Source organism: Qipengyuania flava (assembly GCF_011762005.1).
In the GTDB taxonomy this organism is placed as follows: domain Bacteria; phylum Pseudomonadota; class Alphaproteobacteria; order Sphingomonadales; family Sphingomonadaceae; genus Qipengyuania; species Qipengyuania flava.
The window spans coordinates 473,750-491,547 of the sequence record NZ_JAASQU010000002.1; the positions used below are offsets into that span (position 1 = coordinate 473,750).

Genomic DNA, 17,798 nt, shown 5'->3' on the forward strand with positions numbered 1-17,798 from the left:
CTACGTCACTGCCGGAACCCCCCGGCGTCTCGTGAGTTTGGGTTATCGGTGAAAAAACTGATCACGCAAGCGCAGCGTAGAAGTCTCGCGGCAAGCCGCCTGCCAAACGCGCCGAGTCGTTGAACGGCCCTTTCAGCACTCCCGAAAAATGCACCTCGACCAGCTTTTGCCATGATTCTCGCGGTTTTTCGTCGCGTTCGGCACAAACGGCATGAAAATGCTTGGAGCCGACAGCGACATGACGAATTTCGTCGTCAAGGATTCGCTGCAGGATTCGCGCGCCATTTTCATCTCCCTGCGCGCGAACACGCTCGAGCGTGGCAGGGGTAACATCAAGTCCGCGCGCTTCCAGTACCATCGGCACGATCGCCAGTCGCGCAGCGACGTCATGAGCGGTATCCTGCGCCGCGCTCCACAAGCCGTCATGGACCGGCAGCGCTCCGTATCGGCTATCCAGCGCTTCGAGCTTGCGTGCGATCAGCGCGAAATGCATCGCCTCATCGGCGGCGACACTCAGAAAATCATCGACGAACGCCCGCTCCATTGCGGCACCGAAGCGACCGGCCATGTCGAGCGCGAGGTCGATGGCAGCGAACTCGATATGCGCCAGCGCATGCCACAGCGCGATCCGGTTACGCTGCGAACCCATCTTGCCGCGCCTGGGCATTTGCGAGGGTGGCAGCAGCTCGAGCGAAGCGGGCCAAGCGGGACGATCGGGCATGGCGACGTCGAATTCGCATGCCAGGCGGCCCAGACGCCAGTCACGCGCCACCTGACGCGCAGCGAAGACCTTCGCTGTCGGTTCGCCGGTGAGGAGCGCCTCGCGAATTGCCTGCGCGACGGTACGACGCGGTGACGTCATGCCGACCGGACGGCTTCGAGCACCTCTTCTGCATGCCCCTTTACGCGTACCTTAGGCCAGATGCGCAGGATGCGACCCTCTGAGTCCAGCAGGTAGGTGCTGCGGATCATGCCCATGTAGGTCCGTCCGTAATTCTTCTTCTCGCCCCAGACGCCAAGCGTATCGGACAATCCGCCTTCCGCCGCATCGGTCGCAAGTTCGACCTTGAGATCGTGCTTAGCGATGAAGTTCTGGTGTTTCTTCGCCGAATCCTTGCTGACGCCGATCAACCGGACGCCGGCCGCGTCGAACGCGGGCTTGAGTTCAGTGAAGTCCTTTGCCTCGGTCGTACAGCCCGGTGTGTTGTCCTTGGGGTAGAAGAAGATCACCGCCTTGCGTCCGGCAAGGTCGGCTTTCGTCAGGCTGCCACCATCGGGGGTTTCCATCGTGAAATCGGGGAAGGCGTCGCCCTCGCCATAGCTCTTGCTCATCAATCCATCTCCAGTTTCTCGCCGAACACATCGTGCCACACCGCCGCGACGTCTTCGCGCGCGGCACGCAGGCACAGGGTCAGATCGTCATAGTCCCCGCAACCGCTCTGCCGCGCCAGCAGCGTCGCGGCAGCCGCCCCAGGACGTTCGAGTTCGGGAGCGAGCAGCCGCGTACCCACCAGCAGCCGGGTCATCAAGCCATGCGCATCGACGAGCGCGGGGGGCAGGTGATCCGCGGCGACCAATTGCGCGATCGCTTCGCCCAGATGCGGGACGAGCGCCTCGCGATGCCGGAGCTGCAAATAATGAACGAGGAACTCCAGATCCACGAGACCGCCGCGCAGCAGCTTGGCATCCAATGGGCCCTTGGGCGGTTTGTGCGCGGCCATCTCGTGGCGCATCTTGAGCACATCGGCGCGCAGCGCATCGCCGTCGCGCTTCCGGCACAGGATATCCAGCACGACATCGCAGACCGTATCGCGCGCCCTGTCGCTACCGACCAGCGCGCGGGCACGGGTCAACGCCATGTGTTCCCACGTCCAGGCATCCTCGCGCTGATAGCGGGCGAAACTGTCGATGCTGACCGCGAGCGGCCCCTGCGCGCCCTGCGGTCGCAGCCTTGTATCGACCTCGTACAGCGCGCCCTGCGCGGTCGGCACGCTGAGCGCTGCGGTCACCCGTTGAGCCAACCGGTTGAAATAGAGTGTCGCCCCCAACGGCCGCGGCCCGTCCGATTCACCCTCGTGCGTTCCGGTAAACAGGTAGATGATGTCGAGATCGGAAGCGTGCGTCAGCAGCCCGCCGCCGAACCGGCCCAGCCCCAGCACGATCAACTCGCAACCCGCGATGCGGCCGTGCTTGGCGACGAATTCCTCTTCCGCCGCTTCCACCGCCACTTGCAGCGCCGCCTCGGCGGTGCGCGCCAGTCCGGCCGCAATTTCCAAGGGATCATGCGCCGCCTCGATCAATTGCACGGCGAGCGCGAATCGCGTCTCGCCGGTGATCACGCGCAAGCGGTCGAGCCGCATCTCGTAGTCGTCGCCGCGTTCTCGCCGCCGCATGGTATCGGCCAGTTCCGCGACCCCTGCGGGCAAGTCGAAGGCGGTGCGATCAATCAGCGCATCGAGCAGGTCGGGCCGCCGGGCGAGTTCGTCGGCCATCGGCGGCGCAAGCGTGAGACAATCGGCGATCAGCGCAAACAGTCCGGGCCGCGCCTCGAGCAGGCGGAACAGATTGATCGCGCTGGGCAGACGCGCGATCAAGCTTTCCCAGCGGATCACAGCTGCATCCGGATCGGGCGAGCCGGCGACCGAAGCGAGCAGGTCTGGACGGATCGCCTCGAACGCGCTGAGGGCGGCGCTGCTGCGAAGCGCGGGGTACTTCCCGTCGGTCCATCCGGTCACCCGCTCGACCAGTTGCGCGGGCACTTCGGCGGGGGCGCTGCCTTCGCTCAGCACGTGCGGCGCGCTGCGAGGGACCGAGATGCGATCTTCGTCGAGCAGCGCATCGAAGCGTTCGGCGATCGGCCGCGCGTGTTCCGACACCAGATCGACAAGCTGGGCGCCCTTTTCGAGCCCATGTAGCTGCGCCACGGCCTCGAGCGCCTCGCCCGCCGGCAGCGTGTGCGTCTGCTTGTCCCCGATCATCTGCAAGCGGTGTTCGATCGTCCGCAACCCGTCATAGGCCTCGCCCAGACGCCGCGCATCGCCGGGCCGGATGCGCGCTGTTGCCGCCAGCGCGTCGAGCGCTGCCCGCGTTCCGCGCGCGCGCAGCGTGTGGTCGCGCCCGCCATGGATCAGCTGGTGCGTCTGCGCGAAGAACTCGACCTCGCGGATCCCCCCGCGGCCGAGCTTGAGATTGTAGCCAGGTTCGGGACTCCCCGGTCCGCGCTGTTCGTCGCGAATGCGATGGGTCAGTCGGCGAATTTCGTCGATCGCACCGAAATCGAGGCTCCGCCGCCAGACGAAGGGCCGGATATGATCGAGAAACGCTTCACCGGCAGCGATGTCGCCCGCACAGGCGCGTGCGCGGATATAGGCAGCGCGTTCCCAGGCCAGCGCCGAACTCTCGTAATGCGTGATGGCCGCTTCGAGCGGCAATGCGAGAGGGCTGACTTCGGAGGCCGGGCGCAGCCGCAGATCGACGCGGAAGACGTACCCTTCGCTGGTCACTTCGGACAGCAGGCGCACGGTCTCGCGCGCATAGCGCTGGGCCGCCTCCCCCGGTTCGTCGCGCTGGCGCCGCGGCAGCGTTTCGGGATCGTACAGCAGGATCGGATCGATATCGGAAGAATAATTGAGCTCGCCCGCACCATGCTTACCAAGTGCCAGCCCGATCATCCCGATCGGTTCGGCGTCGGGCACGCGCTTGCGAATCGCGGCTTCTAGCGCCGCGTGCAACGCGCGGTCGGCAAAGGTCGAGAGTTCGCGCATGACCTTCTCGAGATCGAATGCACCGGCAAGGTCTCCGACTGCGAGCACCAGCGCGAGCCCCAGCCGTTCGCGCCGCAGTGCGGTGGCGACATCGGCATCGCGCGACTGCTTGGCGAGCAGCAATGCCGCCTCGCCCTGCCCGTCTGCCAGCAGTTCGGCGAGGTCGGCGCGTCGTTCGAGCGCATGCGCGAGAAACGGCGCATGGGAGCGCGCGCGATGCAGCGCGGAGGTCCAGTCGGCATCCATCGGCAGCTCCCTGCCGCAATGCGCAGCGGCTGCGCAAGCTTGCCCTTGCGCGGTCATGCTGACAGAAGCGCGCGCAGACGCTTTCGAGAGGACCCGCTAGCCATGAAACGTTTCCTGCTTGCCGCCAGCACCGCGCTGTTGCTGACCGCCTGCGACGTCGGGATGGATCCCGCGATGGACACGCTCGACATGCCCGAGGTGGCTGACGGAACGCTTTCCGAAGACACGATGAAGCGCGTAACCGAACGGCTTTCCTCGGACGAATTCGAAGGCCGCGCGCCGGGTACGCCAGGCGAGGAGAAGACCGTTGCCTATCTGATCGAGGAATTCGAGAAGGCCGGACTCGAACCGGGCAACAACGGCAGCTGGGTACAGGAAGTGCCGCTGGTCGAGATCACGGGCAAGGATTATGCGCCGTTGACCATTGGGGGCGCCGAGGGCGGCCCGATCGAGCTCGAATACGCCAGCGACTGGGTCGGGGTCAGCTATCGCGAGGACGTGCAGACCACGCTCGAGGATAGCGAACTGGTCTTCGTCGGCTATGGCATCAATGCGCCCGAGAAGGGCTGGAACGATTACGAGGGCCTCGACATGGCGGGCAAGACCGCGGTCATCCTCGTCAATGACCCCGACTTCGGCGCGGAAACACTTGAGGGCCCGTTCAACGGCAAGGCCATGACCTATTACGGCCGCTGGACCTACAAATACGAAGAGGCCGGGCGCCAGGGGGCGGCCGGTGCGATCATCATCCACGACACCGAACCGGCCAGCTATGGCTGGAACGTGGTCGAAAGCAGTTGGTCCGGCCCGCAGGCCTATGCCTCGCGCGGGGAAAACCCGCCGCCGATGACGCAGGTCAACGGCTGGGTGCAGAAGGAGGTCGCCGAACGGCTGTTCGCCGCGGCGGGCAAGGATTTGGGCGAACTCGCCGCCGCCGCGCGGGAGGAAGGCTTTGCGCCCGTGCCGCTGGGCCTGACCGCGTCGACCAGCTTCCGCAACGACATCCGCACCTTCGCCTCACAGAACGTGATCGGCATGCTGCCGGGCAGCGAGCGCGCAGACGAATATGTGATGCACACCGCGCATTGGGACCACCTTGGCCGGTGCACGCCCGCGCCCGATGGCGACGACATCTGCAATGGCGCGGTCGACAACGCGACCGGCACCGCCGCGCTGGTCGCGCTGGCCGAGGCGCATGCCAAGGCCGGTCCGGCCAAGCGTAGCCTCGTCTTCCTCGCGGTGACCGCGGAGGAATCGGGCCTGCTCGGCGCGGACTATTATGCCGCCAATCCGGTGTTCCCGCTCAACCGGACGGTCGGCGGGATCAACATGGACGCCTTCCTGATGGCGGGCGCGGCGAAGGACGTGACCGTGGTCGGTCCGGGCAAGTCGCAGCTCGACCTGTTCCTCGACAAGGCGCTGATGAACGACGATCGCGTCACCACGCCCAATCCCAATCCCGAAGCGGGCTATTACTACCGCTCGGACCATTTCGCCTTCGCCAAGCGCGGCGTACCGATGCTCTATCTCGATGGCGGCGAAGACCTCATCGAAGGCGGTACCGAGGCCGGTGCGGCGGTGGCAGCCGATTACCGCGAGAACCGCTATCACGGCCCGAAGGACGAATACGATCCTAACTGGGACTGGTCGGGCGTGATGAGTGATCTTTCGCTGTTCTACCGCATCGGACGGATGCTGGCAGATAGCGGCAGCTGGCCCAACTGGAACGAAGGCGACGAGTTCAAGGCGACGCGCGACGAAGATTGCGCCGCCGAAGGCGCGGGCTGCGGCGCCTGAACGGGCCTGGTGGAAGAACCGATCCATGGGTTTTCGCATGCCGCCCGAATGGGCCCCGCAGGACTGGCTGTGGATCGGTTTCCCGCACGATGCGGATGAGTGGCCCGACGTTCTCCCGCGCGCGCAAGAACAGATTGCCGCATTCGCCAACGCCGTGGCCGAGAGCGGGCAGGAGGTCCGCCTGCTGGTGCGCGACGCCGCGAACGAGGCCCGCGCTCGCCAACTGACGCACGGCGCGGTCACGCTCGAACGGCGCAGTTACGGCGATGTCTGGCTGCGCGACACCGGCCCGCTGGTACTGTGCGACGGCTCGGGCAACCGCGTTGCGCGCCGGTTCGGCTTCAACGGCTGGGGCGGTAAATATCTGATGGACGGCGACCAGACGGTCGGCGCCGAACTGGCCGAAGACGCAGGTCTCCCGCTGGCAACGGCCGACTGGATCCTAGAAGGCGGGGCGATCGATGGCGACGGAACCGGACTGGTGGTCACGACCGAGCAGTGCCTGCTCAATCCGAACCGCAACCCGCAGCTGTCGCGTGCTGAGATCGAGGACCGGCTGACCCGCGATCTGGGCTTTACGCGCGTGCTATGGCTGGGCAAGGGGCTGATCAACGATCACACCGACGGGCATGTCGACAATCTCGGGCGTTTCGTTGCGCCCAATGTGCTGTGCCTGCCGCACGCGACCGGGCCCGACGATCCGAATGTTCATATCTACGCCGACGCGCAAACGCGCGCCGAGGCCGCGGGGGTTATCGTGAAGACCATTCCTTCGCCCGGGCGCATTACCAGCGGCGATCATATCGAACCGGCCAGCTATGCGAATTTCGCGATCACCAGCCATCTCGTGGTGGTCCCGACTTTCGGCAGCCCGCATGACGAGGCAGGCGTTGCAGCGGTGGCGGAACTGTTTCCCGATCGCGCAACCATCGGCCTGCCGGGCGACGCGGTGCTGGCCGGCGGCGGAGGTTTCCATTGCGCCAGCCAGCAGATGCCTGCTGCCGACTGGACGCCCTGAGGGTCGGCCCGGCGACGCGCTTTAACCCTTCGTTAGGGATTGCAGCCGAGAATGGCGGCCATGCCCAAGGCCACGATCCTTACCCGCTCGACTGCTGCCGCAACGGCTGCGGATGTGGCGCGCGTGCTGATCGTCACTGGCTGCGCGCTTGCGCTGGTGCTCGCCGGCCCCGTACTGCCGCTCTGACGCGCTAGACCAGCCGGAGCAGCGCTGCGAGCGCCGCCCCGCCGAGGATAACCCCGACAGCCGATCGCCACAGCCGGTCACCGATCCGGCCCGAAGCCCGATCCCCCAGCGCATTGCCGATCAGCACTGCGGGGAACAGCACCGCAGCCAGCAGCGGCAATCGCCAGGCCAGAATGCCCAGCGCCGCGCCCGAGACGAGCCCGGCGAATGAGGCGATGGTGAAGATCAGCATCATCGACACCTTGGCAGTTTCGCGCGGAATGTCGCGCCCGACGTAATACGGCACCACCGGGGGCCCCGGCATCCCCGCATAGCCGGTCATCAGGCCGCTGAGCACGCCGACCCCGCCGGTGGCGAGGTGCCCGGGCTCCGTCCCCGCGCGGCGCGGGAGCAGGATCGCGAAGAAGGCCGACAGCGCGATCATCGCGATGAGGAAACGGGCAAGGTCGTCGCTCGTGGCGGCCAGTGCGAGCAGTCCCAGCGGCGTGAACAGCACCACGAGCAGCGAGACACGCCAGGCCGAACGTTCGGCCCCGCGAACCAGCCGGCGCACTTCGGTCAGGCCGATGAAGAGCGACAGAAAATTGGCCAGCAGGACCGATTCGACCGGCGGCAGCGCCAGCGCGAGTATCGGCACCAGCAGGATCGCCATGCCGAAGCCGGTCAGCCCGCGAACGAAGGCCGAGCCGAGCGCAGCGCCAAGCGCAGCAGCAATCTGCCACGGCGCATAGGCCGCCAGCAATTCCATCGCGCGCGCCTCCTAGCGCAGGTCGGGTGGCGTGGCTGCGCTACGCAACATTGCGATCGCCTCGTCGAGGCTCATCACGCGCTGGTCCTTTTCGCCCAGCGTGCGAACGGCGACCGTGCCTTCCTCGGCTTCACGATTGCCCACAACCAGCAGGTGCGGGACCTTGGCGAGGCTGTGTTCGCGCACCTTGTAGTTGATCTTCTCGTTGCGCAGGTCGCTCTCGACGCGGATGCCCGCGGCCTCGAGCTTGGCGACGGCCTGCTTCGCATACTCGTCGGCGTCGGACACGATCGTCGCGACCACCGCCTGCACCGGGGCGAGCCAGACGGGCAGGCGCCCCGCGAAATGTTCGATCAGGATACCGATGAAGCGTTCGTAGCTACCAAAGATCGCACGGTGCAGCATCACCGGGCGATGCTTGTCGCCATCCTCGCCGACATAGCTCGCATCGAGACGATCGGGCAGCACGCGGTCACCCTGGATCGTGCCGACCTGCCAGGTCCGCCCGATCGCATCGGTGAGGTGCCATTCGAGCTTGGGCGCATAGAAGGCGCCTTCGCCTTCCAGTTCTTCCCAGCCGAATTCCTCGCTCATCATGCCGGCTTCCTCGACTGCATCGCGCAGTTCCTGCTCGGCCTTGTCCCAGTCCGCGTCCGAACCCAGACGCTTCTCCGGCCGCAGCGCCAGCTTGATCGCGAAGCTGAAGCCGAAGTCCTTGTAAACTTGCGCGGCGAGGCTGCAGAAGGCGCGCACTTCCTCGACGACCTGTTCCTCGGTGCAGAAGATATGCGCATCGTCCTGCGTGAACTGGCGCACGCGCATGAGGCCATGCAGCGCGCCATGCGGCTCGTTGCGGTGGCAGCAGCCCATCTCGCCCAGCCGGATCGGCAGGTCGCGATAGGAGGTAATGCCCTGCTTGAAGACCAGCACATGCGCCGGGCAGTTCATCGGCTTGATCGCCATCCAGTCGGCGTCCTTGGCGACGCTGGGGTGTGCTCCCGCACCGCTGTCATCGACCTCGGGCACCATGTCGGGCACCGCGAACATGTTCTCGGCATATTTGCCCCAGTGGCCGGACTGTTCCCACTGGCGCACGTCCATCAGCTGGGGCGTCTTGATCTCGCGATAGCCAGCACCATCCATCTTGCGGCGCATATAGGCTTCGAGCTCGCGCCAGATGCGATAGCCCTTCGGGTGCCAGAAGACGCTGCCATGCGCCTCTTCCTGCAGGTGGAACAGGTCCATTTCGCGGCCCAGCTTGCGGTGGTCGCGCTTGGCCGCTTCTTCCAGCCGCGTGAGATGCGCATTGAGCTGCTTCTTGTTGAGCCAGCCAGTGCCATAGATGCGCGTGAGCTGCGCGTTCTTCTGGTCGCCCCGCCAATAAGCGCCCGCAACGCGCATCAGCTTGAACGCCTGCGGATCAAGTTTGCCCGTGCTGGGCAGGTGCGGCCCGCGACACATGTCGAGCCAATCATCGCCCGACCAGTAGACCGTCAGTTCCTCGTGTTCGGGCAGTTCCTTCGCCCACTCGGCCTTGAAGGTCTCGCCCTCGGCTTCCCACTTCTCGATCAGCTGCTGGCGGCTCCAGACCTCGCGGCGCAGCGGCTTGTCGGCCTTGATGATCCGCCGCATCTCTTCCTCGATCGCGGGGAGGTCGTCCATGCTGAACGGGTCGCGGCTCTCGGGCGCTTTCACATCGTAATAGAAGCCATCGTCGGTCGCGGGACCGAAGGTGATCTGCGTGCCCGGCCAGAGCGCCTGCACTGCCTCGGCGAGGACATGGGCAAAATCGTGCCGCGTCAGTTCGAGCGCGTCGTCCTCATCGCGATTGGTCACCAGCGCCAGCTCGGCATCGCCTTCAAAAGGCCGGTTGATATCGCGCAATTCGCCATCGACACGCGCCGCGATCGCCGCCTTTGCGAGGCCGGGGCCGATCGCCGCCGCCACATCCGCCGGGGTCGCGCCGGGTTCCATCTCGCGCACCGATCCATCGGGCAGGCTGATCTTGAGCAGTTCGGTCATGTCACTCGTCGTCCATCTGGTTGCCGCGCCCATGGCACAAGCGGGCGCAGCCTTGAAGCGGCGTTTTCGAGAATGGACCGCTGTGGCCCAGGTGGATCGATATCGGGGGAAACGCCGACCGCCCGATACCGGGCGGCGGTGGATCGCTTAAGCCGCGACCGCCCGCCCCCGGTTGCCCGGGGTGGTGGTAGTGGTCGTGAAGCGCGGCTGCGTCATGATTGGAGAGATAGCGACTGCAGCGAAATCCTCAACCCATGTCGAGCATTCGGCTACCCGCCCTCGCGGAAACGCGATGCGTGGCGGAAACGCCTGCCCCTTTCTCGCGCACGCTCGACAGGAAGCGGAATTCGCTCGTCGCCGCCTGCGGAGTGAGCTCCACCGCCATGTATCCGCGGCGCGAACCCTCCATCCATTTGAGCTGGCGATTATGCGCCACGGTCTCGCGTTCGAGGACATCGACAGGCAGATAGGAAGCGTAGCTCTCGAGCCCCGGCGAGGTCACGCCTTGCACGCCGAATTCGACGCCGACCCTCTCCCCTGCATGGTCGAGATCGAACGCCCAGGCATTGTGCGTGTCCCCCGCGAGGCTCACGAGATTGGCATTCGCATCGAGAGCGGCCTTGAACACGCGATCACGCGCGGCGGGGTAGCCATCCCAGGCGTCCATGTTGAGCGGCAGTTCTGCCCGGCTTGCCATGGCTCCGGAGATGATCCGCTGGCGAATGTAGTCGGCAAGGTCTTCGGGCAGGCCTTCGGCGAGTTTGGGTGCAGTGTTGAGATTTCCCATCAGCACCTGCTGCACCAGCACCTGCCAAGGCTTGCCCGCCCCGGCCGAGCGCCTGAGCTCGTCGGCAAGCCAGGCCTGCTGCTTCATCCCCAGCAGTTCGCGGCTGCCATCACGGTAATCGCCGTCGCGGAAGGCGACCAGCGCCGCCATTGCAGCTTCGGGGGCCGTCTTCCCCGCAAGGATATCGCCATAGGAGAACTGCTCGGCGCGCGCAGTGAGCCGGGTCTCGAGCCGGAACAGCGTCGCGAGATCGCCAATCTCATAGGTCGCCCAATCGTCGTCCGACACCGGCATCCATTCGCGGTAGGCCTTGATCGCCGCAGCCTTGCGGACCGACCATTCGCCCTCGCGCTCGCGCTGATGGTTCTGCGCGCCACCTTCCCACGAATCATTGGTGCTTTCGTGATCGTCCCAGCCGGCGATCATCGGATAGAGCTGGTGCAGCCTGCGCAGGTCGGGATCGCGGCGATAGGTCGCATAACGCGTCCGGTAATCGGCCAGGGTGACGATTTCATGCGCAGGGAACAGCACCCTCCCCGGCTGCGCCTGCTCGGTCGCGGGATAGGTGCCCGGGCCGTACTCATAGAAATAATCGCCGAGGTGCAGCGCGCAGTCGAAGTCGCCATCCGCCGCAGCGTGTGCATAGGCGTTGAACCAGCCGAAGCCGATGTTCGAACAGGAGAACACCGCCATGCGGAACTTGTCGGTCTTGCCTACGGGGAGCGTTTTCGTGCGACCGATATCCGAATGCGATCCGTCGGGTGCGGTGAATCGGTAATAATACCAGCGCCCCGGTTCGAGCCCCTCGGCCCAGGCCTTGCAGCACCAGTCGTTTTCGGGACGCGCAGTGATCGAGCCTCCAGCCGCGACGCGCGAAAAGTCGAGCGTTTCGCTGACCGCGAATTCGAGCTTGGTATCCTGCGCACCCACGAAACGGGTCCACAGCAGTACGCGATCGGCCGCCGGCTCGCCGCTGGCGACGCCGTGGCTGAACCCGGCGCCACCGGGCTGCGCGGCGAGGGGGGCACCGGCCACCCCCAGCCCGAGGATGCCGCCCTTGAGCAGCGTGCGACGGTCGAGCGCGGATAGCGGGGCAGCGGCGGGCGGTTCGGTCGCGTACATTCGAATTCTCCTCTTCCGGCCCCCTGCCTGCGCCCGATGACGGTGTGGTGACAAGCCATTTTCTGCCGCGACAAGCACGCGTGACTGTTTGGAAAGCAGACTTGACAACAGGCCCAACCAATGACAAACACGCTTTACATAACGGAAAGGACCACTGCCATGTCATTCAAGCCCGCCCTCCTGTTCGCCAGTGCGATCATTGCGATTGCCGTGCTGGCGATCTTCGACGTTGTTCCTGAGCAATTCGCGCGGTTCAGCGTAATCCTCTTGCCCGCGCTGGCGGCCATCCACATCGCCCGCCGCGGGTCGTGCGGGTGCAGCGCGAAGATCGACGCATGAGCGGTACCAGCAGACCCTGGCTGCTCACGTCACCGGGACGCTGGGTCGCCCTTTATTTCTTCAGTGTCGTCATCATCGCGGCGCTGAAACTGACCGGGGCAATCGAATCGCCGGTCGGCTTCATCCTGCTGGCAGCGGCGACCTGCCTGCTCCTCCCGCTGGCGCGGCGGCGATCCGACGGCTGCATCAGCCGCGCCATGGCCGATTACAACCGGCGGATAGTGTTCAGCAGCCTGGGTTACGTGCTCGGGCTCGGCATCGCCGTGACGTTGTGGAATAGTTATGAACTGTCGGACGCGCTCGTTTTCGCGATCTCACTCCTGCCGACCGTCCCGACCTTCGGCATCATCTGGGCCATGGCGCGCTACCTCGCCGAAGAGCAGGACGAGTACCTGCGCCACCGCATGATCATGGCCGCGCTCGTCGCGCTGGGCGTCGTGCTTGCGATCGGCATCTTCTACGGTTTCCTCGAAATGTTCGAGCTGGTGCCGCATATTTGGGCCTGGTGGGTGCTGCCTGTCTGGGCGATCGGGCTGGGCCTGGCGCAGCTTTGGCAGAAGGTGCGCGGGTCATGAAGAACCGCCTGAAGGTGCTGCGAGCCGAACGCGACTGGAGCCAGCAGGACCTCGCCACCCGCCTCGAGGTCTCGCGCCAGAGCGTCAATGCGATCGAAACGGGGCGCTACGACCCCTCGCTGCCGCTTGCTTTCCGCATCGCCGATGTCTTTGGGCTGGCGATCGAGGATATCTTCCTGCGCGGCGAATAGGCGCCAGCGCAATTGACACTGCCCCTTCGATCCCCGACCACCGGGCATCAGGGATCGAAGGGGTTTTTATTCATGAACGGGTCGCACCAGAACGAAGACGCCGACAGCGCCTTCGCATTCGAGGGCAATTGGCAGGATTTCGCGAGGATCGCGTTGCCCAATCTGCTGCTCACCATCGTCACCTTGGGCGTCTACCGTTTCTGGGCAACCACACGGGAGCGCCGCTACCTGTGGTCGCGCACGCGTTTCGTCGACGAAAATCTCGAATGGGCCGGAACCGGAATGGAACTGTTCATTGGTTTCGTCATGGTTTTTGTCCTGTTCGGCATTCCTTACTTCGGGCTGAGCTTCGTCGCGCAGGCGCTGGTCGCGCGCGGGTACGAATCGCTTGGCATCGCGCTTTCGGCAGTCGCGGCGCTGGCGATCTTCTACCTTCTGGGCGTCGCCCGTTTCCGCGCGCTGCGCTACCGCCTTTCGCGCACGCGTTGGCGCGGCATTCGCGGTGGCAGCAACAGCAACGGCTTCCTTTTCGGCCTGTCCTACATGTGGAAGACCGCCCTCGGCTGGCTGCCGCTGGGCCTGCTGCTGCCATGGTCGATGACCAGCCTGTGGAACGAGCGCTGGAACCGGATGAGCTTCGGCCCCTTCGCCTTCGAAGCCGATGCGCGTTCAGGCAATGTTTTCGCGCGCTTCCTGCTGTTCTACCTCTCCCCGCTCGTGTTCTTCATCGGTGGCATGGTCATGGCCGCGATGGGTATGCTCGCCGGATACGGCATCGGCGGCGAAGGCGGCGCGCAGATCGGCGGGGTTATCGGTATGGCCGGTCTGATACTGTTCTTCTATCTCGGACTCGGACTGATCGCGGTGGCGTTCTACGCCAAATACTACCGTGAAGTGGTCGGCGCGACCCGCTGGCGCGACCTCGGTTTCCACTTCGAGGCCAGTTCGCTCGACTGGGTCAAGCTGCTGCTCGGCGATGCGCTGCTGGTGGTACTGACCTTCGGCATCGGCTTCGTCTTCCTGTCGTATCGCCATTGGAAGTTTTTCGTCACCCATCTCGATGCGCATGGCGAAATCCTGCTCGACGAACTGACCCAGTCGCAGACGCGCACCGCACGTCATGGCGAGGGCCTGCTCGATGCTTTCGACATGGGCGCGATCTGAACCGATGGAGGAGAATTTCTCCCTCGCTGCAGAGTGGTATGACGGGACCAACGCCTTGCGCCATTCGGGCGTGCTGCGATGGGACGGTGCCGACAGGCTGACGCTCGACGCATCCGGTGTGGAGACACAATTCGACGTCGCAGACCTTCAATTTGCAGAGAATCGCCCGGACCAAATCGTATATCGGCGTGAGACGGTCCCGGATTTCCGCCTGATTTTGCCGTCGGAGCTGCCGCCGGGTCTCGCCGCGCGATTGCCCGCCGAGAGCAACTATGGCGCATGGATCGATCGGCTTGGCCTCGGCAGATCGGTAGCCGCTTTCGCCGTTGTCAGCGCGGCCGCGGTGGCGCTGTTCCTGACCGCTCCGGATTGGCTCGGCCCGCGCATCCCGGCGAGCTGGGAGCGCGAGATCGGCGAGGCCATGATTGGCGATTTCGGCGGTCGCATATGCCATACGCCCGCCGGTGATGCCGCGCTCGCCAAGCTACTCGACAAGGTCGATCCGGCGGAGGAAAAGGTCCGCGCAGGCATCGCCAATATGGATATGGTCAACGCAGTCGCCCTGCCCGGCGGGCAGGTGCTGCTGTTCGACGGCTTGGTGCAGCAGGCGGAAACGCCCGACGAACTGGCAGGTGTTCTCGGCCACGAAGTAGGCCACGTGCGCGAACGCCACGTGATGACCGCATTGCTGCGGCAGTTCGGCCTTTCCATCCTGCTTGCCGGGGCTGATTCGGGCGTGACCAACTCGGTCTTCGGGCTCGCGGCCATGGGCTATTCGCGCGAGGCCGAGCGCGAGGCCGATAGCTATGCCCGCGCGCGGATGCGCGAAAGCCGCATTTCCCCGCTCGGCGCGGCGGGCTTCTTCGAGCGGATGGCCGAACAGCACGGCGATCGCGAAGAGGAAGGTTCTGCCGTGCTTGGCTGGCTGGCCAGCCATCCTTCGGCCGGGGAACGCGCGGAAGCCTATCGCGATGCCGCCCGCGAGGGCGCGGACTACCCGCCCGTGCTCAGCGAAGCGGAGTTCGCCGCACTCAAATCCATGTGCGAAGACGATCCCGACGCCGAGGAGTTCGGATTCTTCTGACCCTTGCCATTGCGCCTGCACCCGTCGACAGCATGCGCGCATGAGCGAGATCCAATTTCACACCATGCCCGATGGGCGTCGCATCGCCTATCGCTTCGTCGCGGGCGATGGCCCGACACTGGTCTTCCTGCCCGGCTATATGTCCGACATGGCGGGCGGCAAGGCCACTGCGCTGTTCGATTGGGCTCAGGCGCATGAGCGATCCTGCCTGCTGCTCGATTATTCGGGCTGCGGGCAGAGCGAGGGCAATTTCACCGAGGGCACGCTCTCGCGTTGGCGCGACGAGGTGCTGGCGCTGATCGAGACGGTGGTCGAGGGGCCGGTAATCGTCATCGGTTCGTCCATGGGAGGCTGGCTGATGCTCACCGTCGGCATCGCTCTGGGCAGCCGGCTGGCCGGCGTGATCGGTATCGCCTCCGCCCCCGACTTCACCGACTGGGGACGCGACGAAGCCGACAAGGCCAGACTGCTGACAGGCGAAACCGTGTATGACGACAATCCCTACGGCCCTGAACCGACACCCATGCACCCGGGCTTCTTCGCCGACGGGCAGGAGCAATTGCTGCTCGGCAGAACGATTGCGATCGACGCCCCCGTGCGGCTGATCCACGGGCAAGGCGACGCCGACGTGCCGTGGGAGATCAGCATGCGGCTCGCACAGAGCCTGCGTTCGGACGATGTACAGGTCACGCTGGTAAAGGACGGCGATCACCGCTTGTCGCGCGATCAGGACATATCCCTGCTGCTGTGCACGGTGGACGCGCTTTCGAAAGGTACCGCATGATCGCCTCCGCACTCGCCCTGCTCCTGATGCAGGTCGGCCCCAATCCCGCCCAGGGCGCCTTCCCCGGCATCCCCGAGGAGCTGCGCGACCGGCCCGTACGCGACCAGGCGGCCACTCCGCCCAGCGCAAGCGCGACCTCTGGCGGCAAGCTGGCCGAGTGCGTGACGCTGGCGACCGACGATGCCGAGGCCGCAAGCGACATGGCGCAGCTTTGGCGCGAATCGGCGGCCAACCAGCTCGAACTGGCGCAATCGGCGCATTGCCTTGGATTGTCGCTGGTCCGGCTCGACGATTTCGAAGGTGCGCAGCGCGCGTTCGACCTCGCCACCGACGAGGTCCCGCCGGGTGCACCGGCCTATCAGGCGCGGCTCGCCGCGATGTCCGGCAACGCCGCGATGGCGCAGGGCAAGCCTGCGATTGCGGAAATCGCCTTCGCCCGGGCCATCCGGTTCGCCTCATCCTCGGGCGACATGCCGCTGCTCGCCAGCGTGGCGGTCGACCGCGCGCGGGCACTGGTCGCGCTCGGCCGGAACGAAGAGGCCGTCGCTGCGCTTTCTGATGCGAGAAACAGCGATCCGACGCATGCGCGGGCATGGTTGTTGTCCGCCACACTTTCGCGCCGGCTCGAGCGGCTGGGCGAAGCGCGCGAACAAATCGCACAGGCCGCGACCCTGTCACCGCAGGACCCTGCGGTGGGTCTCGAAGCGGGGGTGATCGCCGCGCTTTCGGGGCGCGAGGAAGAGGCGCGCCGCAGCTTCCAGTCGGTGCTCGATGTCGCGCCGCAAAGCGAAGAGGCCGCGCGTGCCCACAGCTATCTGGAGCAGCTTGCCGAATGACCGATTTTTCCGTTCTCGACCTCGTCCCCGTGCGCGAAGGCGGCACTGTATCGGACGCTTTCAGCGCAGCGACGCGCCTGGCACAGACGGCGGAAGAGGTCGGCTGCAAGCGCTTCTGGATTGCAGAACATCACGCGATGCAGGGCATTGCCGGGGGCGCGACCTCGGTCGTGCTCGCGCATATCGGCAACGCCACCTCGACCATCCGCATCGGCTCGGGCGGGATCATGCTGCCCAACCACACGCCGTTCCAGATTGCCGAGCAGTTCGGCACACTCGATGCGCTGTTTCCCGGTCGCGTCGATCTCGGGCTCGGGCGCGCGCCCGGCGCCGGCCCCGAACTTCAGCGCGCGCTGCGCAAGGATCTGCACCGCGCGGCCGAGATGTTCCCGCAGGATGTGGCCGAGTTGATGGCACTGATGGCTGGCGAGACCGCAATCCATCCGACACCCGGCCTGGGCGCGAAGCCCGAGTTCTGGATGCTGGGGTCGAGCCTCTTCGGCGCCCAGCTCGCAGCGAAACTCGGCCTGCCCTATGCCTTCGCGAGCCATTTTGCACCTGACCACCTAGACAATGCACTCGCCCTCTATCGCCGCGATTTCCAACCATCCGCGCATTGCGCAAAGCCGCATGTGATGGCGGCCATGAACCTGTTCGTTGCCGAAACCGAGGAAGAGGCCGAATATCTCGCCTCCTCGCAATTGCAGGCGTTCGTGGCCCTTCGGACGGGGACACCGGGCAAGCTCCCTCCGCCGGTCCGCGGCTATCGCGAGAGCCTGCCTGCACGAGCGCAGGCGATGCTGGCGCACATCGGCCAGGCCAGCGCGACGGGCACCCCGCAGCAGGCCGCCGAAGCGGTGCGCGGCTTCATCGCACGGACCGGTGCGGACGAGATCGTTTTCGGCGGCAGCATGTTCGATGGCGAGGCGCGCTGCCGTTCGCTGCGCCTCGCGATGAGTGCGCTCGGGAGCTAGCGTGCCGTAACGTCGCCTGTCTGGCACGGGGGCGTGCATAGGATTGCGCAATTGCGTCTGCAGCACCTTGCGAGGGCGCGGCAACAGGCCTAGGCGCGGAGCCGTGTCGTGGCGCACACGACTCGGATATTTCGTGGCGCGGAAATGATCATGCGCCGCCA

The 17,798-nt window shown here is 65.7% G+C and carries 17 protein-coding genes; 11 read left to right on the plus strand and 6 right to left on the minus strand.

Going from position 1 to position 17,798, the window contains the following annotated elements:
• Positions 1-61 precede the first annotated feature (61 nt).
• From FHS69_RS08930 to glnE, 3 genes are read right to left on the minus strand one after another with little or no spacing between them, the layout of a single operon-like run.
• Positions 62-862, minus strand: a complete 801-nt coding sequence (locus tag FHS69_RS08930) for a ferritin-like domain-containing protein (protein ID WP_166777411.1) — start codon at positions 860-862, stop codon at positions 62-64.
• A complete protein-coding gene (locus FHS69_RS08935; RefSeq protein ID WP_067501203.1) occupies positions 859-1,332 on the minus strand; it encodes a peroxiredoxin in 474 nt (157 codons plus the stop codon). The genes FHS69_RS08930 and FHS69_RS08935 overlap by 4 nt, the downstream gene beginning before the upstream one ends.
• A complete protein-coding gene (gene glnE, locus FHS69_RS08940; RefSeq protein ID WP_341801733.1) occupies positions 1,332-4,067 on the minus strand; it encodes a bifunctional [glutamate--ammonia ligase]-adenylyl-L-tyrosine phosphorylase/[glutamate--ammonia-ligase] adenylyltransferase in 2,736 nt (911 codons plus the stop codon). The genes FHS69_RS08935 and glnE overlap by 1 nt, the downstream gene beginning before the upstream one ends.
• A 45-nt stretch (positions 4,068-4,112) precedes the next feature.
• Here glnE and FHS69_RS08945 point away from each other — a divergent pair, with 45 nt between their 5' ends.
• From FHS69_RS08945 to FHS69_RS13905, 3 genes are read left to right on the plus strand one after another with little or no spacing between them, the layout of a single operon-like run.
• Positions 4,113-5,807, plus strand: a complete 1,695-nt coding sequence (locus FHS69_RS08945) for a M28 family metallopeptidase (protein ID WP_166777413.1) — start codon at positions 4,113-4,115, stop codon at positions 5,805-5,807.
• Between the two features lie 25 nt (positions 5,808-5,832).
• On the plus strand, positions 5,833-6,825 hold the full coding sequence (locus FHS69_RS08950; RefSeq protein ID WP_166777414.1) for an agmatine deiminase family protein: 993 nt from the start codon (positions 5,833-5,835) through the stop codon (positions 6,823-6,825).
• Between the two features lie 51 nt (positions 6,826-6,876).
• Positions 6,877-7,011 carry a hypothetical protein gene (locus FHS69_RS13905; RefSeq protein ID WP_257605000.1) on the plus strand — a complete coding sequence of 45 codons (135 nt, stop codon included), beginning with the start codon at positions 6,877-6,879 and terminating at the stop codon, positions 7,009-7,011.
• 4 nt (positions 7,012-7,015) lie between these two features.
• On the opposite strand, the gene FHS69_RS08955 is transcribed toward FHS69_RS13905, so the two are convergent.
• The 3 genes from FHS69_RS08955 to FHS69_RS08965 all read right to left on the minus strand — a co-directional run bounded on the left by FHS69_RS08955 (position 7,016) and on the right by FHS69_RS08965 (position 11,690).
• Complete coding sequence (locus FHS69_RS08955; protein ID WP_166777415.1) at positions 7,016-7,759, minus strand: sulfite exporter TauE/SafE family protein; 744 nt, start codon at positions 7,757-7,759, stop codon at positions 7,016-7,018.
• A gap of 12 nt (positions 7,760-7,771) precedes the next feature.
• Entirely contained in the window at positions 7,772-9,781 is a 2,010-nt protein-coding gene (thrS, locus tag FHS69_RS08960; protein WP_166777416.1) for a threonine--tRNA ligase, read from the minus strand.
• A gap of 247 nt (positions 9,782-10,028) precedes the next feature.
• Positions 10,029-11,690, minus strand: coding sequence for an alkaline phosphatase D family protein (locus tag FHS69_RS08965; RefSeq protein ID WP_166777417.1), 1,662 nt, complete (start codon positions 11,688-11,690; stop codon positions 10,029-10,031).
• Between the two features lie 159 nt (positions 11,691-11,849).
• Between FHS69_RS08965 and FHS69_RS08970 the strand changes: the two genes are divergently transcribed.
• The 8 genes from FHS69_RS08970 to FHS69_RS09005 all read left to right on the plus strand — a co-directional run bounded on the left by FHS69_RS08970 (position 11,850) and on the right by FHS69_RS09005 (position 17,637).
• Entirely contained in the window at positions 11,850-12,029 is a 180-nt protein-coding gene (locus FHS69_RS08970) for a hypothetical protein (RefSeq protein ID WP_151885039.1), read from the plus strand.
• Positions 12,026-12,604 carry a hypothetical protein gene (locus FHS69_RS08975; protein ID WP_166777418.1) on the plus strand — a complete coding sequence of 193 codons (579 nt, stop codon included), beginning with the start codon at positions 12,026-12,028 and terminating at the stop codon, positions 12,602-12,604. The genes FHS69_RS08970 and FHS69_RS08975 overlap by 4 nt, the downstream gene beginning before the upstream one ends.
• Entirely contained in the window at positions 12,601-12,795 is a 195-nt protein-coding gene (locus FHS69_RS08980) for a helix-turn-helix transcriptional regulator (RefSeq protein WP_067501181.1), read from the plus strand. Before FHS69_RS08975 ends, FHS69_RS08980 begins: the two co-directional genes overlap by 4 nt.
• Before the next feature lie 72 nt (positions 12,796-12,867).
• Positions 12,868-13,959: a YjgN family protein gene (locus tag FHS69_RS08985; protein WP_166777419.1), complete on the plus strand. Its 1,092-nt coding sequence runs from the start codon at positions 12,868-12,870 to the stop codon at positions 13,957-13,959.
• A gap of 4 nt (positions 13,960-13,963) precedes the next feature.
• Complete coding sequence (locus tag FHS69_RS08990) at positions 13,964-15,043, plus strand: M48 family metallopeptidase (protein WP_166777420.1); 1,080 nt, start codon at positions 13,964-13,966, stop codon at positions 15,041-15,043.
• Positions 15,044-15,083: 40 nt separating this feature from the next.
• Positions 15,084-15,827 (plus strand): alpha/beta fold hydrolase, encoded by a 744-nt coding sequence (locus FHS69_RS08995; protein ID WP_166777421.1) that lies wholly within the window; start codon positions 15,084-15,086, stop codon positions 15,825-15,827.
• The gene (locus FHS69_RS09000; protein ID WP_166777422.1) at positions 15,824-16,663 is read left to right on the plus strand and encodes a tetratricopeptide repeat protein; all 840 of its coding nucleotides are present in this window, start codon (positions 15,824-15,826) and stop codon (positions 16,661-16,663) included. Before FHS69_RS08995 ends, FHS69_RS09000 begins: the two co-directional genes overlap by 4 nt.
• Positions 16,660-17,637, plus strand: a complete 978-nt coding sequence (locus tag FHS69_RS09005) for an LLM class flavin-dependent oxidoreductase (RefSeq protein WP_166777423.1) — start codon at positions 16,660-16,662, stop codon at positions 17,635-17,637. Before FHS69_RS09000 ends, FHS69_RS09005 begins: the two co-directional genes overlap by 4 nt.
• Positions 17,638-17,798 lie beyond the last annotated feature (161 nt).

Excerpts from the sequence above, each read along its gene's own strand:
- FHS69_RS08930 (WP_166777411.1), bottom strand. The coding sequence starts at position 862 with ATGACGTCACCGCGTCGTACCGTCGCGCAGGCAATTCGCGAGGCGCTC.
- FHS69_RS08935 (WP_067501203.1), bottom strand. The coding sequence starts at position 1,332 with ATGAGCAAGAGCTATGGCGAGGGCGACGCCTTCCCCGATTTCACGATG.
- glnE (WP_341801733.1), bottom strand. The coding sequence starts at position 4,067 with ATGACCGCGCAAGGGCAAGCTTGCGCAGCCGCTGCGCATTGCGGCAGG.
- FHS69_RS08945 (WP_166777413.1), top strand. The coding sequence starts at position 4,113 with ATGAAACGTTTCCTGCTTGCCGCCAGCACCGCGCTGTTGCTGACCGCC.
- FHS69_RS08950 (WP_166777414.1), top strand. The coding sequence starts at position 5,833 with ATGGGTTTTCGCATGCCGCCCGAATGGGCCCCGCAGGACTGGCTGTGG.
- FHS69_RS13905 (WP_257605000.1), top strand. The coding sequence starts at position 6,877 with ATGGCGGCCATGCCCAAGGCCACGATCCTTACCCGCTCGACTGCTGCC.
- FHS69_RS08955 (WP_166777415.1), bottom strand. The coding sequence starts at position 7,759 with ATGGAATTGCTGGCGGCCTATGCGCCGTGGCAGATTGCTGCTGCGCTT.
- thrS (WP_166777416.1), bottom strand. The coding sequence starts at position 9,781 with ATGACCGAACTGCTCAAGATCAGCCTGCCCGATGGATCGGTGCGCGAG.
- FHS69_RS08965 (WP_166777417.1), bottom strand. The coding sequence starts at position 11,690 with ATGTACGCGACCGAACCGCCCGCCGCTGCCCCGCTATCCGCGCTCGAC.
- FHS69_RS08970 (WP_151885039.1), top strand. The coding sequence starts at position 11,850 with ATGTCATTCAAGCCCGCCCTCCTGTTCGCCAGTGCGATCATTGCGATT.
- FHS69_RS08975 (WP_166777418.1), top strand. The coding sequence starts at position 12,026 with ATGAGCGGTACCAGCAGACCCTGGCTGCTCACGTCACCGGGACGCTGG.
- FHS69_RS08980 (WP_067501181.1), top strand. The coding sequence starts at position 12,601 with ATGAAGAACCGCCTGAAGGTGCTGCGAGCCGAACGCGACTGGAGCCAG.
- FHS69_RS08985 (WP_166777419.1), top strand. The coding sequence starts at position 12,868 with ATGAACGGGTCGCACCAGAACGAAGACGCCGACAGCGCCTTCGCATTC.
- FHS69_RS08990 (WP_166777420.1), top strand. The coding sequence starts at position 13,964 with ATGGAGGAGAATTTCTCCCTCGCTGCAGAGTGGTATGACGGGACCAAC.
- FHS69_RS08995 (WP_166777421.1), top strand. The coding sequence starts at position 15,084 with ATGAGCGAGATCCAATTTCACACCATGCCCGATGGGCGTCGCATCGCC.
- FHS69_RS09000 (WP_166777422.1), top strand. The coding sequence starts at position 15,824 with ATGATCGCCTCCGCACTCGCCCTGCTCCTGATGCAGGTCGGCCCCAAT.
- FHS69_RS09005 (WP_166777423.1), top strand. The coding sequence starts at position 16,660 with ATGACCGATTTTTCCGTTCTCGACCTCGTCCCCGTGCGCGAAGGCGGC.